Origin of the sequence: Pseudomonas sp. MG-9 (assembly GCF_018729515.1) — a bacterium.
GTDB classification, from domain to species: Bacteria; Pseudomonadota; Gammaproteobacteria; order Pseudomonadales; family Pseudomonadaceae; genus Aquipseudomonas; species Aquipseudomonas serboccidentalis.
This window is the reverse complement of sequence record NZ_JAHHZH010000005.1, coordinates 465,182-482,080: the sequence shown is the minus strand read 5'-3', so window position 1 is coordinate 482,080 and position 16,899 is coordinate 465,182. Positions and strand designations below refer to the sequence as shown.

The window sequence follows — 16,899 nt, the reverse complement described above, 5'->3', positions numbered from 1 at the left end:
AGACGAATTTCAGAAAAAAAACAGGCGACTGCAAGGTCGCCTGTTTTTTTGGAAGGGGGATTGCGCGAATCGGTCAGTCCGCCAGCCAGCCATTTTCCCAATAACGCAGGTTATCGCCGCGCAGCACGTAATCGCGTAGCACCATCTCACGCAACTCGTCGCCCATGCGGTAGCTGGCATCCGGATCGGCCAGGTGCATGCGGATCGCCTGCAGCCACTCATCAGTGGTGTTGGTCTTGACCCGCGTGCACGGCAGGTAGCCGCGATAGGCCTCGGTGTCAGTGCAGATCACCGGGTAGCCACAGGCGCCGTACTCCAGCAGACGCAGGTTGCTCTTGCAGTCGTTGAAGATGTGGAACTCCAGCGGTGCGAGGGCCAGATCCAGATTGAGGCTGGCCAGTTTCGCCGGATACACGTCCAGCCCGATCACACCGTGGAACTCATGCATGTACGGACGCAGGTCGTCCGGGCACATGCCGAAAAACACCCAGTCGACTTCACTGGCCAACTCGCGCACGACATCGGCGATCACCGCCAGGTCGCCGTGGTGGCTGGTGCCACCGCCCCAACCGACCCGTGGTTTCTTCGACGTGCGCCGGCGGCTGCGCAGATGGCTCCAGAGGTCCTTGGCGAGCATGTTCGGGACGACACGAATGTCGTGGTGCATGTCCGACAGAACATTGGCCAGCGGCTGGGTCGACACGACTACCCGATCACACAGACCGATCGCCCGACGTACCATGCGCTCCATGTCCTGCTTGCTCGGCATGTTGCGGATGTGCGCGTTGCGATGAGGTACGTCAATGACATAGTCATCCAGCTCGAAAATCCGCCGGGCACTGAAGTATTTCTTCAGTGGCGGAATTTCATCGATAGCGTGCTCCGAGTAGCGTCCTTGCAGCACGATCACGTCGGGCGCCTGACGCTCGATTTCAACGATCGACGGCAACCCGTAGCAGATGCGTCCTTCGACCCGGTTGGCCGCCACCAGCTCAATCATCGGCTGGCTCATGCGGTAATGGCCGATCGCGGAAGCATTGATCGGCACCGCGAGTACATTGGGTAGATGCGACTTGGAAAACGCACTCCAGCCGGTCAGCAGACCCGGTTCGAGGCTGAAATTTGTGGCGCCGACGCCCTGCAGCGCGAGATTGACGTTGTACGCCGGATCGCGGGCTATCAGCGGCAACCAGCGCTGGTAAAACGCATCCTGCTCACGCTCGTGCTGTTGTTGCTCTTCGCTCGTTGCCACGGTGCTCGGGCGAGCGCCCACGGCCAGCCGGGCATGCGGATTCCACACCACCAGGTAGCCTTCGCGGCCGACACGCAGGCATAGATCCACGACGTTGTACGCGACCTTCAAGTCCTGTTCGTCGAGCCCCGCGACCTCCTCGAAAACCGACTTGCGCACCATCAGGCAGTCACCGCCGACGGCGCTCAGGTCCTGCACGGCCTGCAGCCGGAACATATAGCCTTCCGACTGCATGGGCTGACCATAGAACGGCAGCCCGGCCGGCCCCTGCAAGCCGAGAATCAGGCCGGCATGCAGAACGCCGCCGTCCGGGTCGAACAACTTGGCGCCAACGACCCCGACTTCCGGACGCTGCGCATGATTGAGCAATTCGTCGAGCCAGTCGGCTTGAGTGATCACCGCAAAGGCATTGAGCAGCAACACATACTCGCCGCGCGCCTGGCCAACGGCAAAGTTGTGAATGGCGGCGGGGTTGTTCTTTTGCGGGCAGCTCAACACGCGGATCCGGTCGCTGCCCAATTGCGCCATGCCGCCGAGCCATGCCTGCGCCTCGGCGCTTTCGCTGCCGCTGTCGACCAGCAGGATTTCGTACTCGGTGTAAGCGGTCTTTTCCAGCAGCGTTTCGACGCAGCGTTGCAGGGCAGCCGTCTGATCCTGAGCGACGATGATCACCGACACCAACGGGCGTCGGGCATGCCGATAATCGACCCGATTGAGCAGCTCGTGGCCCTCTCGTCGGGTCTCGCAGGCGATGCCCAGGCGCTGCAGATGCGCATTGAGCACCCGCGGATTCTGCTCAAGGACACCCGGGTCGGTGAGCCACTGCGACAGATCGAACTTCGATTCCAGCAGCACCTCGGCAACATGGCCAATCACCTGAATGCCGTCGCTCTCGACCATGCGCCACAGCAGGTCGTGAGGCGCCAGTTGTGCGAAGTCCGAATCAAAGCCACCCAGCGCAAGAACTCGCTCGCGCTTGAACGCCAGAGCGCGGCCGACATAGGGATAGCTGCGCATCAGGTCAAGGTTGAAATCCGGCTTGAACGCAGGCTCTGCCGACTCGCCATCGCGCAGGCTGCCTTCGTCGCTGTACAGGCAGGTGAACGACCGCGAGTGCACGATGCGATCGGCCATGATCAGCAACGCCGTGGTCACCGGACGATCGCCGGGCTGCAGCATATAGAACCAGTCGGCACCTTCCAGCTGCGGCAACAAGGCGTTGACCTGTTCCAGCCCGTCATCCTGCAGCGGAAGACGGAACACCCGCCCATCCAATTCAGCTTCGGAGCAGGAGGCGGACAGCACCAGCACCAGTTCCGGCGGGTAATCCTGATTGGCGAGGGCCTCCAGCGTCCGCTCCACACCATCACGACTGCCTTTGCCGTCGATGATGATCGGCACGATCCGCGGTTGGTGCGACCAGCCGGCGATGGTTTCCGGCAGCAACTTGCGCTGTCCTTCGGTCAGCACCCGGCACTCCAGCCATTGCGCGTAGAGCTCGCCGAAACTCAGGCTGTCGACCCCGACGCCACACTCCTGACGGCTCTGCCGGGTGCCAAGGGTACGGCTCAACGGCAGCTCTTCCCACACCCTCGGCGACTCGTCAGCCTTGGTCAACGGGATGTAGCGAACCCAGCCTGGCGCAGGCGCCGATTCACCGCTGCGGACTTTGAGCATTTGCGAAAGCCACTCGCGCTCGACTTCCATCGCGTCCTTCATCGGTTGCTGCGCGCTCAGTCGCTCCGGGTACAGACGCTCGGCACTCAGCACATTGTTGGACACCGCCAGATTGCCGCGGCGCAGCAGGCAGATGTACAAGGCGAAATCCAGGCTGGCGACGAAGCAGCAACCCTCCTCGGTCAATGCTGGCAACAGTTCGGCGACGTCCGCGCGCCGAAACAGCGCATTGCTGAATCCGCCGAGAACGTTGACCGGGAATTTTTCAAATATCGCCAGCAGATCGTCACCCTTGAACAGGCCACTGACCGGTGACAGCGAGGTGTTTTCCAGTCGCGCAGGCAGGATGATGTCGTTCGCATCCCAGAGCAGTCGCTGAGCCAGCACCAGGCTGACCTCATCACGGCGCATCTCGTGCGCCTGCTGCTCGATACAGGCGGAATAGAGCAGATCATCGTCACACAGAAACTTGATGAACTCGCCCTGCGCCTGATCCAGGCAGGCTTTCAGGTTACCGACCAGGCCCAAGGTACGCGGATTGCGCACATAACGAACCGCAACGCCCGTGTCCTCGACGACCTTGGAGACGATGTTTTCGATCTCGCCGCCACGGCTGTCATCACAAACGATGATTTCGAGATGGCCATAGCCTTGGCCGACGGCACTGCGCAGTGCTCGCTCGAAAAAACGTGGATTGAAGGCGGGAATGACAAGGCTGACGAGAGGGAGTGAATTCACGGCGGGCTCACAGGCGGTACGAGCCCGCTCGGTAAAGCGAGCCCTGGAAACCGCGAAAAACATTAACTGAGGGACTGGACAAACGGGCGCTTGCGCGCCCGCTTACCGTCAGATCTTGTTGAACAGACCCAACTGACTGATCTTGCTGAAAGCCAGCTGCGAGGCCTGCAGCATGGTCTGTTGCAGGGTCAGGCGAGTCATGACTTCGGCCGGATCCGAATCACGGATCGAGCCCTGGGTCGTGGTGTTCGCCGTACTCAGGCTCTGGTTAGTGACGTTCTGCATGTCCAGCGACTGGCCACGGGCACCAATGGCGGTGACAGAGGCACCGATCTGGTTGGTGGCGGCGTCGATGTTGCCGAGACCTGCCTCCATCACGCCCTGAAACTTCTGTTTGGCAACCGGATCACCGTCGATCGGCGTATTCATGGCCGTAATCATCTGGCCCAGGGTGTCGAGCACGTTCTGGGTCTGGTGATTGTTCGGCTGAATCGAGAACTGATCGCCAGCAGCCGGAGTGTTGCCCAGCGCGAAGGTCACGCCGGCAGCGGTGGCGTTGCCGCCAGCGACGGTGCCCGACGACACCGGCTTGCTGTCTGCAGTGACGGGTGCTGCGTACAGATCGAAAGCCGTGGCGCTGGTGAACTTGAGCACCGCACCGCCCTGCGGGAATGCCGCCGTATAGGCCGCCTGGTTGGTGATGCTGGAACCGGTGATCACGGCAGTCGACGGGTTACCCGGGCTGCGCGCGGTGGTGAACGTGTCAGGCGTGGTCGACAACTGGAAGCTGTGCCCGGCAATGACCGCGTCCGGGTTGGTGTCACCGGCCTTCAGGTTGATGTTCAGCTTCAGGTCGACACCACGGAAACTGACCGACTGGTTGGTCCCGGTGGTGTTGACGATCGCGCCGTTCTGGCTGGCTTCAGAAGTCACGTCGTTGCCCAGCGCATCAGTGATTTTCAACTGAGTGCTGCTGACGAAACTGACGGTGTACGGCTGACCACCGGAGAATCGGGAATTGTAGGTGGCGGCCGTGCCAACCGTACCGTTGGACAGCACCACTCGGCCGTCATCCACCGCTGGCGCAGTCATCTGAGTGGAGGTCCGACCGGTGTTGATGGTCTGCTGGAAGGCATCCCAACCGGTGGTGTTGGTACCGACCGTCATGCCATCGCCAATGCCCAGGTTGATGGTGGTCTGGTCACCGTTGTAAGTGTAGGTACCGTCGGCGTTCTGCGAATACGGTGCGGTATCGGTTTTCGAACCGGAGAACAGATAGTTGCCGTCGGCATCCTTGGAGTTCATCAGACCCAGCACTTGTTGCTGGATCTGCCCCAGTTCTGCCGCGTAAGCCTGGCGATCCTTGTCGGTCGCCGTACCGTTGTTGGCAGCCAGGGACAGATCCTTGGCGCGTGCCAGCGCCGTCGTGATGGCATCCAGTGTGGATTCCTGGACGTTCAACGCGCTCTTGGTGCTGTTGATGTTGGTGTTGTACTGATCCAGCATCGCCGCCTGCTGACCCAGCTTGAGCAGGCGACCGGCGCCAATCGGATCGTCGGCAGCCGTGTTGATGCGTTGCAGGCTGCTCGCTTCGTTGGCGGTCGCGACCGTCTTGCTGTAGTTGCGCTGATATTGAGCAGCTTGTGTCGCGTAATACTGGGCGGTGGAAATGCGCATGAATTACGACTCCTTAAAGACTGTTGATCAGCGTGGCGAAGGTTTCCTGCGCAGCCTTGATGATCTGCGAAGACGCTGTGTAGTACTGCTGATACTTGACCAGGTTGCCGGTCTCTTCATCGAGGTTGACCTGGGACAACGAATCGCGCGCGCCCTTGGCCTGATCCAGGATCACCGAGGTGGCGTTGTTGTCGGATTTGCTCTGCGCCGCCTTGGTGCCAACGTTGGTCACCAGCTTGTTGTAGGCGTCGGTCAGGCTGATGCCCTTGCTGCCGGTGCCGGTGTCCACGGTCTGCTTGGTCTGCAGGCCAACCAGTGCCTGTGCGTTGCGGTTGTCCGAAGACGCCGCGCCGGTCAGGTTGATCGTGAAGGTTTCGCCAGACTTTGGCGTCGCACCCACAGTGGTCTGCACGGTGAAGGTCTTCTGTACGTTCGGCGTGACGCTGGTATCCATCACCGGAGCGCCGGTGGAGTCGACCATGCCGACCTTGAGGTTCAAGGTGTTGGCCTGCCCCGGCACGATGGTGCCCGAGCCGATGGTGTTGCCCTTGGCATCGACCATGTTGTACGACTGACTGCCGCTGGCGACCGCCCCGAACACCAGTTTGACCGGCGTCGAATATTTGAGCGCATTCTGCAGCTCGGCCTGAGACGCCGGGTTGTAGATGTTGATCGAGTCGGTCAGCGTCGGCTGCGTGTAGGTGCCGGAATTGTTGGCACTGGCGACGCCGGTCAACGGTGCTGCCGCCGCGACTTTCTTCGGGTCGGTCAATACGGTCTGAATGGCGGTTGCCGCGTTACGGGTCGGGGTCACCTTGAAGGTGTCGCCAGCGCTCAGTGCGCCGCCGTTGAGGGCCAGGGTGAAGCCGTCGATCACCGGCGGTGGCGTGGTCGTGGTGCTGAACGACCCCATATCGGTGCCATCGGAACGCTTGACCGAATAGTTGGTGGCGCTGGTGAAAGTGACCTGATAATCGCTGGTGGTCAGCTTGCCGGTGTCCTTGATGGTGACATCGAGATTGCCCGAACCTGCACTGTTGCCCGCCTGCGCGATGCTGCGCTGGCTGATCAGCGCTGCACTGTTGATGTTGTTGAAGATCGCCGCGCCGAAGTCACCGTTCTTGTCGATGCCCTGGGCTTGCTGGCTGTTGACCTGATCGGCCACCACCAGCGCAACACGCCCCAGCTCATTGAGCGCAGGATCGAGCACCTCTTTGCGATAGGTCAGCAGGCCACCGATTTCGCCACCGCTCATGGCCGACGTGATGTCGATGACGCTTGAGCCGCGGTCCATCTGAATGGCCACGCGCGACGGGTCGTCTTTGCTCGGGACGGTGCTCAGGGTGTTGGTGGTGTTGCCGATCACCAGCGGCTGGCCGGTGCCGATATACACGTCAAAACTGGTACCACGCTCGACGACTTGCGCACCGGTCAGCTCGGAAAGCTGACGCACGGCTTCGTTGCGGCTGTCGAGCAGATCGTTCGGCTGGCCGCCACTGGTGGAAATCTCGCCGATCTTCTGATTGAGATTGGCAATCGAAGTGGCCAGCTTGTTGACCTGGGACGTCATGTCACCCAGGTTGCCGTTGATCGTGGTGTTCTGATCGTTCAGCTGTTTGGCCAGGGCATTGAAACGGCTGGTCAGCGCCTGCGCACCGGTCAGCACCGACTGACGGGACGTGTCGTCGGTCGCCGACGTCGCCACACCTTGCATCGAGGTGAAGAACTTCTGCAGCACGCCGGTCAGGCCGGTATTGGTATCGGACAGCGAGGCGTCCAGCGCAGTCGCCTGGCCACCGTATGCAGCCGCTTCGCTGTTGAGCGAGGTGGCGGTGTGCAGTTGGTTTTCGAGGTAGGAGTTGTAGACCCGGCGCACGTCGGCCAGGGTGGTACCCGTACCGATGAAAACATTGCCGAACTGCTGCGAGGCCTTGGTGCCCTGCACGGTTTGCTGGCGTGAATAACCGGCGGTGTCGACGTTGGCAATGTTGTTACCTGTCGTCGCCAGAGAGGAAGAACTCGCGGCCAACCCCGACATACCGATATTGAGCAAACTCATGATTCAAACCTTACCGTGTGTTTATAGAGGCGTCGTTGTAACGCCGGCCGCAGCGTAGTTTTCGAAACTGTTCATCTGCTTGGCAATCTGCGAAATCTTGGTCGCGTAGTTCGGGTCGGTTGCGTAACCGGCCTTCTGCAACTCGCGTACAAACTGTTCTGGGTTATCGGCCGACTTCACAACATCTTGATAGCGATTGTTGGTCTGCAGCAAAGTCACCAGATCGTGGAAACTGTCTTTGTACGAGGCATAGGAACGGAACTGCGCCGTCTCCTTGACCATCTGCCCGTTGCGGAATTCGCTGGTGATCGCCCGAGCCGAATCGCCGGTCCAGTTGCTGCTGGCCTTGATGCCGAACAGGTTGTGGCTGCTGCTGCCATCCTGGGCGCGCATGACCGATTTGCCCCAGCCGGTTTCCAGCGCGGCTTGCGCCACCAGATAACGCGGATCGACGCCAATGCGCGCGGCGGCCTCTTTGGCCATCGGCAGCATGGTGTTGACGAATTCGTCGGCGGAGCTGAAGGCGCGCTTGGCCGGTGCCAGCGGAATCTGCGCCATCGCCCGGCCGTAGATCTGCATCTGCCCGCCGGACGCTTTCGCGTCTTCGGCACGACTCAGCCAGTCGCCGTTGTACAGCGGGCCAGCGCCAGTGGCAGCAGTGGTCGCAGCACGTTGTGGCAAGGCATTGGCAGCGGTCGGCGTGGCCGACGGCACCAGACCGGCGAGCAGACGATCAGCCAGTTTCGGCGGCAGCGCCAGACGACGCTTGTTGATCATCTCCATGTCGTTGGTGTGCGCCAGCTGTGTGTTCGGCGCATGCAGCGAACGCGAGGCCCACAACGGACGCTCGCCATTGAGCCGCGACAGCGGTCCGGTGCCCGTGGTGCCAGCAGCGATCGGCGTCTGCACCGCAGCGGCTTTCGCGGCTTCCTGCTTGGCGGCGGATGCGGCTGCTGCCTCACCCGGGGCCATTGGCTTGTTCTTCGACATCTGCTTCATCAGCACGTCGGCCAGGCCGATACCCCCGCCCTCGCGGGACAGCGACACCGCCAGTTGCTGGTCGTACATTTCCTGATACTGCTTGGCCGCCGGGGTGTTCATCGGGTTGTCTTTACCCAATGCCTCGGTGGCCGAACGCATCGACTTGAGCATTTCGCCCAGGAACAGCGATTCGAATTCCTGCGCCACCTTGCGCATGTTCGCATCGCTGTTCTTGTCACCGACCTTGAGCTGGTTCAGACGATTGAGGTCGGAGTACGAACCCGAATCGCCCGTGCCCACCAGACTGCCTTTGCGCATATCCATGGTCGCCGTCCTCAGATCACGATCAGGTCGGCTTGCAACGCGCCGGCCTGCTTCAGTGCTTCGAGAATGGCCATCAGGTCACCCGGTGCCGCGCCGACCTGGTTCACCGCCCGCACGATCTCGTCGAGGGTGGTGCCCGGGCCGAACTTGAACATCGGCTTGGCTTCCTGCTCGGCATTCACACGCGAACGCGGCACGACCGCGGTCTGGCCGTTGGACAATGGGCCCGGCTGGCTGACGATCGGGTCTTCGGTGATGGTCACGGTCAGGCTGCCGTGGGTCACGGCGGCGGGCGAGACTTTCACGTTCTGGCCGATGACGATAGTGCCGGTGCGCGAGTTGATGATGACTTTCGCCACCGCCTGGCCCGGGTCGACTTCGAGGTTTTCCAGGATCGACAGATAGTCGACGCGCTGGCTCGGATCGAGCGGCGCAGTCACACGGATCGAGCCGCCGTCGATGGCTTGCGCCACGCCAGGGCCGAGCATGTCGTTGATCTTGTCGACGATGCGCTTGGCGGTGGTGAAGTCGGAACGGTTGAGGTTCAGCGTCAGGCTGTTGCCCTGGTTGAAACCGCTCGGCACCGAACGCTCGACCGACGCACCGCCCGGGATACGACCGGCCGACGGAACGTTGACGGTGATCTTCGAACCGTCGCGCCCTTCGGCATCGAAACCACCGACCACCAGGTTGCCCTGAGCGATGGCGTAGACGTTGCCGTCGATCCCCTTGAGCGGGGTCAGCAACAGGGTGCCGCCGCGCAGGCTCTTGGAGTTACCGATCGAAGACACGGTGATGTCGACCTGCTGACCCGGTTTGGCGAACGCCGGCAGATCGGCACTCACCGACACCGCCGCGACGTTTTTCAACTGCACGTTGCCCGATCCCGGCGGCACCTTGATGCCGAATTGCGAGAGCATGTTGTTGAAGGTCTGCAGGGTGAACGGGGTTTGCGTCGTCTGGTCGCCGGTGCCGTTAAGCCCGACCACCAGGCCGTAACCGATCAACTGGTTGGAACGCACGCCGGAAATACTGGCGATATCTTTCAGCCGCTCGGCGTGAGCACCAAAGGCAGCGGACATCATGGCCGCTGCCAGCATGAAGCTTTTCAGATTCAACGTAGCCACCTAGAAAGGGAACAGCGGGCTGAGGAAGAAACGGTCGAACCAGCCTGGCTGACTCGCATCGGCAAACGAACCGGTGCCCGAGTAGGTGATGCGCGCATCGGCGACACGGGTCGACGACACGGTGTTGTCGGTCGCGATGTCATCGGCACGCACCAGACCTGCGATCCGCACCAGCTCGTCGCCGGTGTTGAGGGTCATCCACTTCTCGCCGCGCACGGCGATGATGCCGTTGGGCAACACGTCGGCCACGGTCACGGTGATCGAGCCGGTCAGGGTGTTGCCCTGTGCGGCCTTGCTGTCGCCCTTGGTCGCACGGTCGCCGCTGTAGCCGACGTCCAGGCTCAGATCGTTACCGCCCAACGGGTTGTTGGTGGTACCGCTGCCGCCGAACAACGACGTCAGGCCAATGCCGGTCTTGCTGTTCTTGGCCACTTGCGAGTTGGCGTTCTTGCTCGCCTGCGTCTTCTCGTTCAGGGTGATGGTGATGATGTCACCGACCCGGAACGCCTTGCGGTCGCTGTACAGGTTCTGCTCGAAGCCGGCCTGATAGATCGAGCCGTTGTTGGCCGCAGCCGGCAATGGCGTGCGCGGCAACACCGGGGCGTAGTAAGGGTCATTGGGCTTGGGCGTCGGTGCGACGCAGCCCGCGAGCGAGACGACCCCACCCAATGCCAGAACAGATACGAAGCGTTTCATGACCCTACCTCACGGTGTTGCTGGCGACCTCATGGCCGCCCCATAGACTTGATTACAGATTCTGCGTTACGAACGAGAGCATCTGGTCGGCGGTGGAGATCACCTTGGAGTTCATCTCGTAGGCGCGCTGAGTGGTGATCATGTTGACCATCTCTTCAACGGTGCTGACGTTGGAACCTTCCAGGGTGTTCTGCAGCGTGGTACCGAAACCGTTCAGGCCCGGGGTGCCGATTTGCGGCGCGCCGGAAGCAGCGGTTTCCAGGAACAGGTTGTTACCCACCGCTTGCAGACCGGCCGGGTTGATGAAGTCGGCGGTTTGCAGGTTACCGATCACCTGAGCGGCCGGGTTGCCTGGCACAGTGATCGACACGGTGCCGTCGGTGCCGACGGTGAAGCTCTGCGCGTTGTTCGGAATGACGATGGCCGGCTCCAGGGCGAAACCGCTGGCGTTGACGATCTGGCCATTGGAATCGAGGTGGAAGGTGCCGTCACGGGTGTAGGACGTGGTGCCGTCCGGCTGCAGGATCTGGAAGAAACCGCGACCGTCGATGGCCATGTCCAGCGGCTGCTCGGTGGTTTGCAGGCTGCCGGCGGTGAAGTTTTTCTGCGTGCCGACGATGCGCACACCGGTACCCAGTTGCAGACCCGACGGCAGTTCGCTGTCCTGGGTCGACTGGGCGCCTGGCTGACGCTTGATCTGATAGAGCAGGTCCTGGAACTCGGCACGGTCACGTTTGAAACCCGTGGTCGAGACGTTCGCCAGGTTGTTGGAAATGGTGGTCAGGTTGGTGTCCTGGGCGGACAGACCGGTTTTGGCAACCCATAGAGCCGGAAGCATTCGATTCTCCTCGTGCGCCTGTTTTACGGCGCGACGTTCTGATAATTAGCTGATCTGCAAGACCCGAGCCATGGCCTGGTCGTCGTCTTTGGCGGTGTTCATCATCTTGACGTGCAACTCGAACTGCTTGGCCAGGGCCAGCACCGACGTCATTTCTTCCACGGCATTGACGTTGCTCGACTCAAGGAAACCCGACACCAGTTTGACGTTGGCATCGGCCGGCGCAGGCTGGCCGTCCTTGGTGTAGATCGAGCCGTCGAGGCCTTTGTTGAGGTTCTTGATGTCCGGGTTGACCAGTTTGATCCGGTCGACTTCCGCCATGACGCGCGGGCCTTCGCCCATCGCACGAATACTGATGGTGCCGTCTTCACCGACTTCGACCTGCTGCTCGGGCGGCACGGCGATCGGACCGCCATTGCCGAGTACCGGCATGCCGTTGCCGGCGCGCAGTACGCCGAGGGCGTCGATGTTGAGGCTGCCGGTGCGCACGTAGCTTTCGCCACCGTTAGGGTTCTGCACGGCAATAAAGCCGTTGCCGGTCACGGCCACGTCGAGGTCGCGACCGGTCTGCACCAGGGAACCGGCGGTGAAGTCGGTTGCGGGCCGTTCGCTCATGGCAAACGCACGCGCCGGAAAGCTGTCACCGAACACCGGCATCGAACGCGCCTGCTCCAGGTCGCGCTGAAAACCATTGGTGGAGATGTTCGCCAGGTTGTTGGCATGCGCCTTTTGCGCCAGTGCGTTCTGACTGGCGCCGGTCATTGCCACATAAAGGTACTTGTCCACACTCTTTCCTCTGCATGCCGGACGTTTGCCGCCCACCGCTGTACTGCTGAGCCATAAGCAATTTGCAGACCAACTTTTTTCTGGCGGCTTGCGGCCCGGTAAACAAAGGACTTGAGGGCAAGTGAGGGGAATTTTGAAATGTATCGAAGTCGAAAAACCGGCGGTGTTATGCCGCTTGGCGGCAAAGGATCAAAAGATCACAGCCTTCGGCAGCTCCTACATTGAAATGCCTGCTCCTGCAGGAGCTGCCGAAGGCCGCGATCTTTTGAACTTAAGCTTCCGGGTCTTTACCGACTTCGTACTCACGCAGCTTATTGGCAATCGTCGTATGCGAAACCCCCAGCCGTTTGCCCAACTGTCGACTGCTCGGGTGCTCGGAATACAGTCGCTCCAGCACCGCTTTCTCGAAGCGTCCGACGATCTCGTCCAGCCCACCCTCCAACGAGAAATCGCCAAGCGGCTGACGCACGCCATAGTCCGGCAAGCGAATATGCTCGGCCTTGACCGTGCCGCCGTCACACAGGGAAACCGCCTGAAACAGCACGTTCTCCAGCTGCCGCACGTTGCCCGGCCAGTGATAGTGACTGAGACGCTCCATCGCCGCCGGCGCCAGTTTCGGCAGCGAACAACCGATCTGGCGGCTGGCCTGATCGAGGAAGTGTTCGACCAGTGGCGTCAAACCGTCGAGGCATTCGCGCAGCGGCGGGATGTGCAGCGACAGCACGTTCAAGCGGTGATACAAGTCCTGACGAAACTCACCGCGGGCGCACAGCTCGGACAAGTCGACCTGGGTCGCGCAGATCACCCGCACATCCAGATACACCTCTTCGTCGCTGCCGACCCGGCGGAAGCAACCGTCCTGCAGAAAACGCAGCAGCTTCACCTGCAAACGCGGACTCATTTCACCAACACCATCGAGGAACAGCGTGCCGCCCGCCGTCAGCTCCAGCAGGCCAAGTTTGCCTTCGGCCCGCGCGCCTTCGAACGCACCGGGGCCGTAGCCGAACAGCTCGGTCTCGGCCATCGACTCCGGCAGCCCTGCGCAGTTGAGCGCCATCAACGGCGACTGCCCACGCGGACTGGCGAGGTGGCAGGCGCGCGCCAGCAACTCTTTGCCGGTGCCGGTTTCGCCCTCGATCAACAACGGCGCATCCAGCGGCGCCATGCGCCGTGCTTCGCGCACCACCGCCGCCATGACCTTCGAACTCTGGAAGATGCTGTCGAAGCCGCGCAGTTCCTGTTTGCGCACGTTATAGATGCGCTCGCCGACGCGATCGGCGCGGTGCAAGGTGAGTACCGCACCGGCCATGGCTTCGCTGTCGTCATGCTCCGATTGCAGCGGCGCGATGTCGGCGAGAAAGATGTCACCCTTGACCTTGACGCGCATGCCGTTGATCCGCGACTTGTTGGCGCGCACCAGCTCCGGCAGGTCGAAATCCTCGGCATAGCGTGACAGCGGAATCCCCGGCACCTCGTCCACCCGCACCCCGAGCAACTGCGCGGCAGCACGGTTGGCGGCGACGATCGAGCCACCCATGTCGATCGACAGCACCGGGAATTCCAGCGCGCCGAGCAACGCGTTCAACTCCATGTGCCGGCGCTCGCTGGGCATCAGCCCGACGCGCTTGACGCCAAACACCCCGGCAATCGCCTCGAACTTCGGCCGCAGTGCCTGGAACTGAATGTTGATCAGGTTGGGGCAGTGCAGGTAGATCGCATTGCCATGCTCGCCACCGACCTCGCCACGCGCGACGTTGATCCCGTACTCCACCAGCAGGTTGAGGATGTCGCGCAGGATGCCGATGCGGTTCTGACAGTGGACTTTGATACGCATATAAAAGGCCTGAGAAAACGATGATTAACCTGTAGGAGTGAGCCTGCTCGCGATGAGGCCAGGCCAGTCAGCGCCTTCATTGACTGATACGCCGCCATCGCGAGCAGGCTCACTCCTACAGAGGTTAGCGCCACGAATTTTCTGTCGAGGCGCGCAGATAGTTGTCAAGATTATGTGACAGCGACGGGCCTTTTCAAACCTGCAAATCACCGCAAACGCGAGATATCGGCCAAAGCGTAACGATTTTTTTACGAAATCCGGCGATTTTTCCTACAAGCACCGCCATCAACCTGCTGCATCCCGCCCCGCTCTCGGGTAATCCTGAAGCCATCGCTGGACATAACAAGAACGAATTCCCTAGCAGGAGAGCAGTATGAAGCAGACGCAATACGTGGCCCGCGAGCCCGATGCGCAAGGTTTTATCGACTACCCCGCCGAAGAACACGCGGTGTGGAACACGCTCATCACCCGCCAGTTGAAAGTGATCGAGGGTCGGGCGTGCCAGGAATACCTGGACGGTATCGAAAAACTCGGTCTGCCCCACGACCGCATCCCGCAACTGGGCGAGATCAACAAGGTGCTCGGTGAGACCACCGGTTGGCAGGTTGCCCGTGTCCCGGCGCTGATCCCCTTCCAGACCTTCTTCGAATTGCTCGCCAGCAAACAGTTTCCGGTGGCCACGTTCATTCGTACCCGCGAAGAACTGGACTACCTGCAAGAGCCGGACATTTTCCACGAGATCTTCGGTCACTGCCCGCTGCTGACCAACCCATGGTTCGCCGAATTCACCCACACCTACGGCAAGCTCGGCCTGCAGGCCACCAAAGAAGAGCGCGTGTACCTGGCGCGCCTGTACTGGATGACCATCGAGTTTGGCCTGGTCGATACCCCGCAAGGCCAACGCATCTACGGTGGCGGCATCCTGTCCTCGCCGAAGGAAACCGTTTATTCGCTGTCGGAAGAGCCCGAGCATCAGGCCTTCGATCCGCTGGAAGCCATGCGCACGCCGTATCGCATCGACATCCTGCAGCCGTTGTACTTTGTCCTGCCAAACCTCAAGCGCCTGTTCGATCTCGCTCACGAAGACATCATGGGCATGGTCAAGCAAGGCATGCAGCTGGGGTTGCACGCTCCGAAGTTTCCGCCAAAACCGAAAGCCGCGTGATCCGCGACTTTTGCTGACAATTGAGTCTGTCAGTCGCCGTCACTTTGGTTTAGCGTGACGGCATTGACGGCCCAAACGCTTTAATAAAAAAAACACCCTCGATTTCAGGAATCACACCATGCCCACTTTGAACCAAGCCCACTGCGAAGCCTGCCGTGCCGATGCGCCACAAGTCAGCGACGAAGAACTGCCGATCCTGATCAAGCAGATCCCCGACTGGAACATCGAAGTGCGCGACAGCATCATGCAGCTGGAGAAAGTCTTCCTGTTCAAGAACTTCAAGCATGCGCTGGCGTTCACCAACGCCGTCGGTGAAATCTCCGAGGCCGAAGGTCACCACCCGGGCCTGCTGACCGAGTGGGGCAAAGTCACCGTGACCTGGTGGAGCCACTCGATCAAGGGCCTGCACCGCAACGACTTCATCATGGCCGCGCGCACTGACGAAGTGGCCAAGACTGCAGAAGGACGCAAGTAATGCACTTCGACGCCATCGGCCGGGTACCCGGCGACCCGATCCTCGGTTTGATGGAGGCCTATGCGCAGGACAGTAACCCGCGCAAGTTCGACCTCGGCGTTGGCGTCTACAAGGATGCCCAGGGCCTGACACCGATCCCCGAGGCGGTGAAAATCGCCGAGGCGCGACTGGTCGAGAGCCAGGACACCAAGACCTACATCGGTGGTCACGGCAACCCGCTGTTCGGCAAGGTCATCAATGAGCTGGTGCTTGGCGCCGACTCGAAGCTGATCGCCGAGCAGCGTGCCGGCGCCACCCAGACCCCGGGGGGTACCGGTGCCCTGCGCCTGGCCGCTGATTTCATCGCCCAATGCCTGCCGGGCAAAGGCGTGTGGCTGAGCAACCCGACCTGGCCGATCCACGAAACGATTTTCGCTGCGGCCGGGGTCAAGGTCAGTCACTACCCGTACGTGGGCAGCGACAACCGCCTCGACGTCGACGCCATGCTCGCGGTGCTCAACGAAGTGCCGAAAGGCGATGTGGTGTTGCTGCATGCGTGCTGCCACAACCCGACCGGCTTCGACCTCAATCACGATGACTGGCAGCGTGTACTCGACGTGGTACGCCGCCGTGACCTGCTGCCGCTGATCGACTTTGCCTACCAAGGCTTCGGCGACGGACTGGAGCAGGACGCGTGGTCGACCCGCCTGTTTGCCGCTGAAGTGCCTGAGTTGCTGATCACCAGTTCCTGCTCGAAAAACTTCGGCCTGTATCGCGACCGCACCGGTGCACTGATCGTCTGCGCGAAAACCGCTGACAAGCTGATCGACATCCGCAGCCAACTGGCCAACATCGCCCGCAACCTGTGGTCCACGCCACCGGATCACGGCGCGGCGGTGGTCGCGACCATCCTCGCCGACCCGGAGCTGAAAAGCCGCTGGGCCGACGAAGTGGAAGCCATGCGTTTGCGTATCGCGCAGTTACGCAGTGGTCTGGTCGAAGCGCTGGAGCCGCACGGCTTGCGCGAGCGCTTTGCGCACATTGGCGTGCAACGCGGGATGTTCTCCTACACCGGCCTGTCGCCGGAGCAGGTCAAACAACTGCGAGAGCATCACAGCGTGTACATGGTCAACTCGGGCCGGGCGAACGTCGCCGGGATCGATGCCACGCGCCTGGCGCTACTGGCCGACGCCATCGCCGACGTCTGCAAGTAACACCGCCACCACAATTGATCGCGCCCACGCGAATGAACGATCTACACCGCAATACCCTGTAGGAGCTGCCGCAGGCT

Annotated in this window: 12 protein-coding genes; 3 read left to right on the top strand and 9 right to left on the bottom strand. The window is 61.4% G+C overall.

Annotation, left to right across the window (positions count from 1 at the left end; translation table 11 throughout):
- Window positions 1-73: 73 nt before the first annotated feature.
- The 9 genes from KKQ10_RS15990 to KKQ10_RS15950 all read right to left on the bottom strand — a co-directional run bounded on the left by KKQ10_RS15990 (window position 74) and on the right by KKQ10_RS15950 (window position 13,989).
- Window positions 74-3,667 (bottom strand): glycosyltransferase, encoded by a 3,594-nt coding sequence (locus KKQ10_RS15990; protein ID WP_215501645.1) that lies wholly within the window; start codon window positions 3,665-3,667, stop codon window positions 74-76.
- 108 nt (window positions 3,668-3,775) lie between these two features.
- Window positions 3,776-5,344 (bottom strand): flagellar hook-associated protein 3, encoded by a 1,569-nt coding sequence (locus KKQ10_RS15985; protein WP_215501644.1) that lies wholly within the window; start codon window positions 5,342-5,344, stop codon window positions 3,776-3,778.
- 13 nt (window positions 5,345-5,357) lie between these two features.
- Window positions 5,358-7,403: a flagellar hook-associated protein FlgK gene (flgK, locus tag KKQ10_RS15980; RefSeq protein WP_215501643.1), complete on the bottom strand. Its 2,046-nt coding sequence runs from the start codon at window positions 7,401-7,403 to the stop codon at window positions 5,358-5,360.
- Window positions 7,404-7,424: 21 nt separating this feature from the next.
- The gene (flgJ, locus tag KKQ10_RS15975) at window positions 7,425-8,708 is read right to left on the bottom strand and encodes a flagellar assembly peptidoglycan hydrolase FlgJ (RefSeq protein WP_127652329.1); all 1,284 of its coding nucleotides are present in this window, start codon (window positions 8,706-8,708) and stop codon (window positions 7,425-7,427) included.
- 11 nt (window positions 8,709-8,719) lie between these two features.
- Window positions 8,720-9,808: a flagellar basal body P-ring protein FlgI gene (locus tag KKQ10_RS15970; RefSeq protein ID WP_164747921.1), complete on the bottom strand. Its 1,089-nt coding sequence runs from the start codon at window positions 9,806-9,808 to the stop codon at window positions 8,720-8,722.
- 27 nt (window positions 9,809-9,835) lie between these two features.
- Entirely contained in the window at window positions 9,836-10,531 is a 696-nt protein-coding gene (gene flgH / locus KKQ10_RS15965) for a flagellar basal body L-ring protein FlgH (RefSeq protein ID WP_007965503.1), read from the bottom strand.
- A gap of 52 nt (window positions 10,532-10,583) precedes the next feature.
- Window positions 10,584-11,369 (bottom strand): flagellar basal-body rod protein FlgG, encoded by a 786-nt coding sequence (gene flgG / locus KKQ10_RS15960; RefSeq protein WP_003222804.1) that lies wholly within the window; start codon window positions 11,367-11,369, stop codon window positions 10,584-10,586.
- A gap of 45 nt (window positions 11,370-11,414) precedes the next feature.
- On the bottom strand, window positions 11,415-12,155 hold the full coding sequence (locus KKQ10_RS15955; RefSeq protein WP_007965507.1) for a flagellar basal body rod protein FlgF: 741 nt from the start codon (window positions 12,153-12,155) through the stop codon (window positions 11,415-11,417).
- Window positions 12,156-12,426: 271 nt separating this feature from the next.
- Window positions 12,427-13,989: a sigma-54-dependent transcriptional regulator gene (locus KKQ10_RS15950; RefSeq protein ID WP_127652330.1), complete on the bottom strand. Its 1,563-nt coding sequence runs from the start codon at window positions 13,987-13,989 to the stop codon at window positions 12,427-12,429.
- A 373-nt stretch (window positions 13,990-14,362) separates the two neighbouring features.
- On the opposite strand from KKQ10_RS15950, the gene phhA reads away from it, so the two are divergent.
- The 3 genes from phhA to KKQ10_RS15935 all read left to right on the top strand — a co-directional run bounded on the left by phhA (window position 14,363) and on the right by KKQ10_RS15935 (window position 16,822).
- The gene (gene phhA, locus KKQ10_RS15945; protein WP_215501642.1) at window positions 14,363-15,154 is read left to right on the top strand and encodes a phenylalanine 4-monooxygenase; all 792 of its coding nucleotides are present in this window, start codon (window positions 14,363-14,365) and stop codon (window positions 15,152-15,154) included.
- Between the two features lie 118 nt (window positions 15,155-15,272).
- On the top strand, window positions 15,273-15,629 hold the full coding sequence (locus KKQ10_RS15940; protein ID WP_215501641.1) for a 4a-hydroxytetrahydrobiopterin dehydratase: 357 nt from the start codon (window positions 15,273-15,275) through the stop codon (window positions 15,627-15,629).
- Window positions 15,629-16,822, top strand: coding sequence for an amino acid aminotransferase (locus KKQ10_RS15935; protein ID WP_215501640.1), 1,194 nt, complete (start codon window positions 15,629-15,631; stop codon window positions 16,820-16,822). The genes KKQ10_RS15940 and KKQ10_RS15935 overlap by 1 nt, the downstream gene beginning before the upstream one ends.
- Window positions 16,823-16,899: the final 77 nt, after the last annotated feature.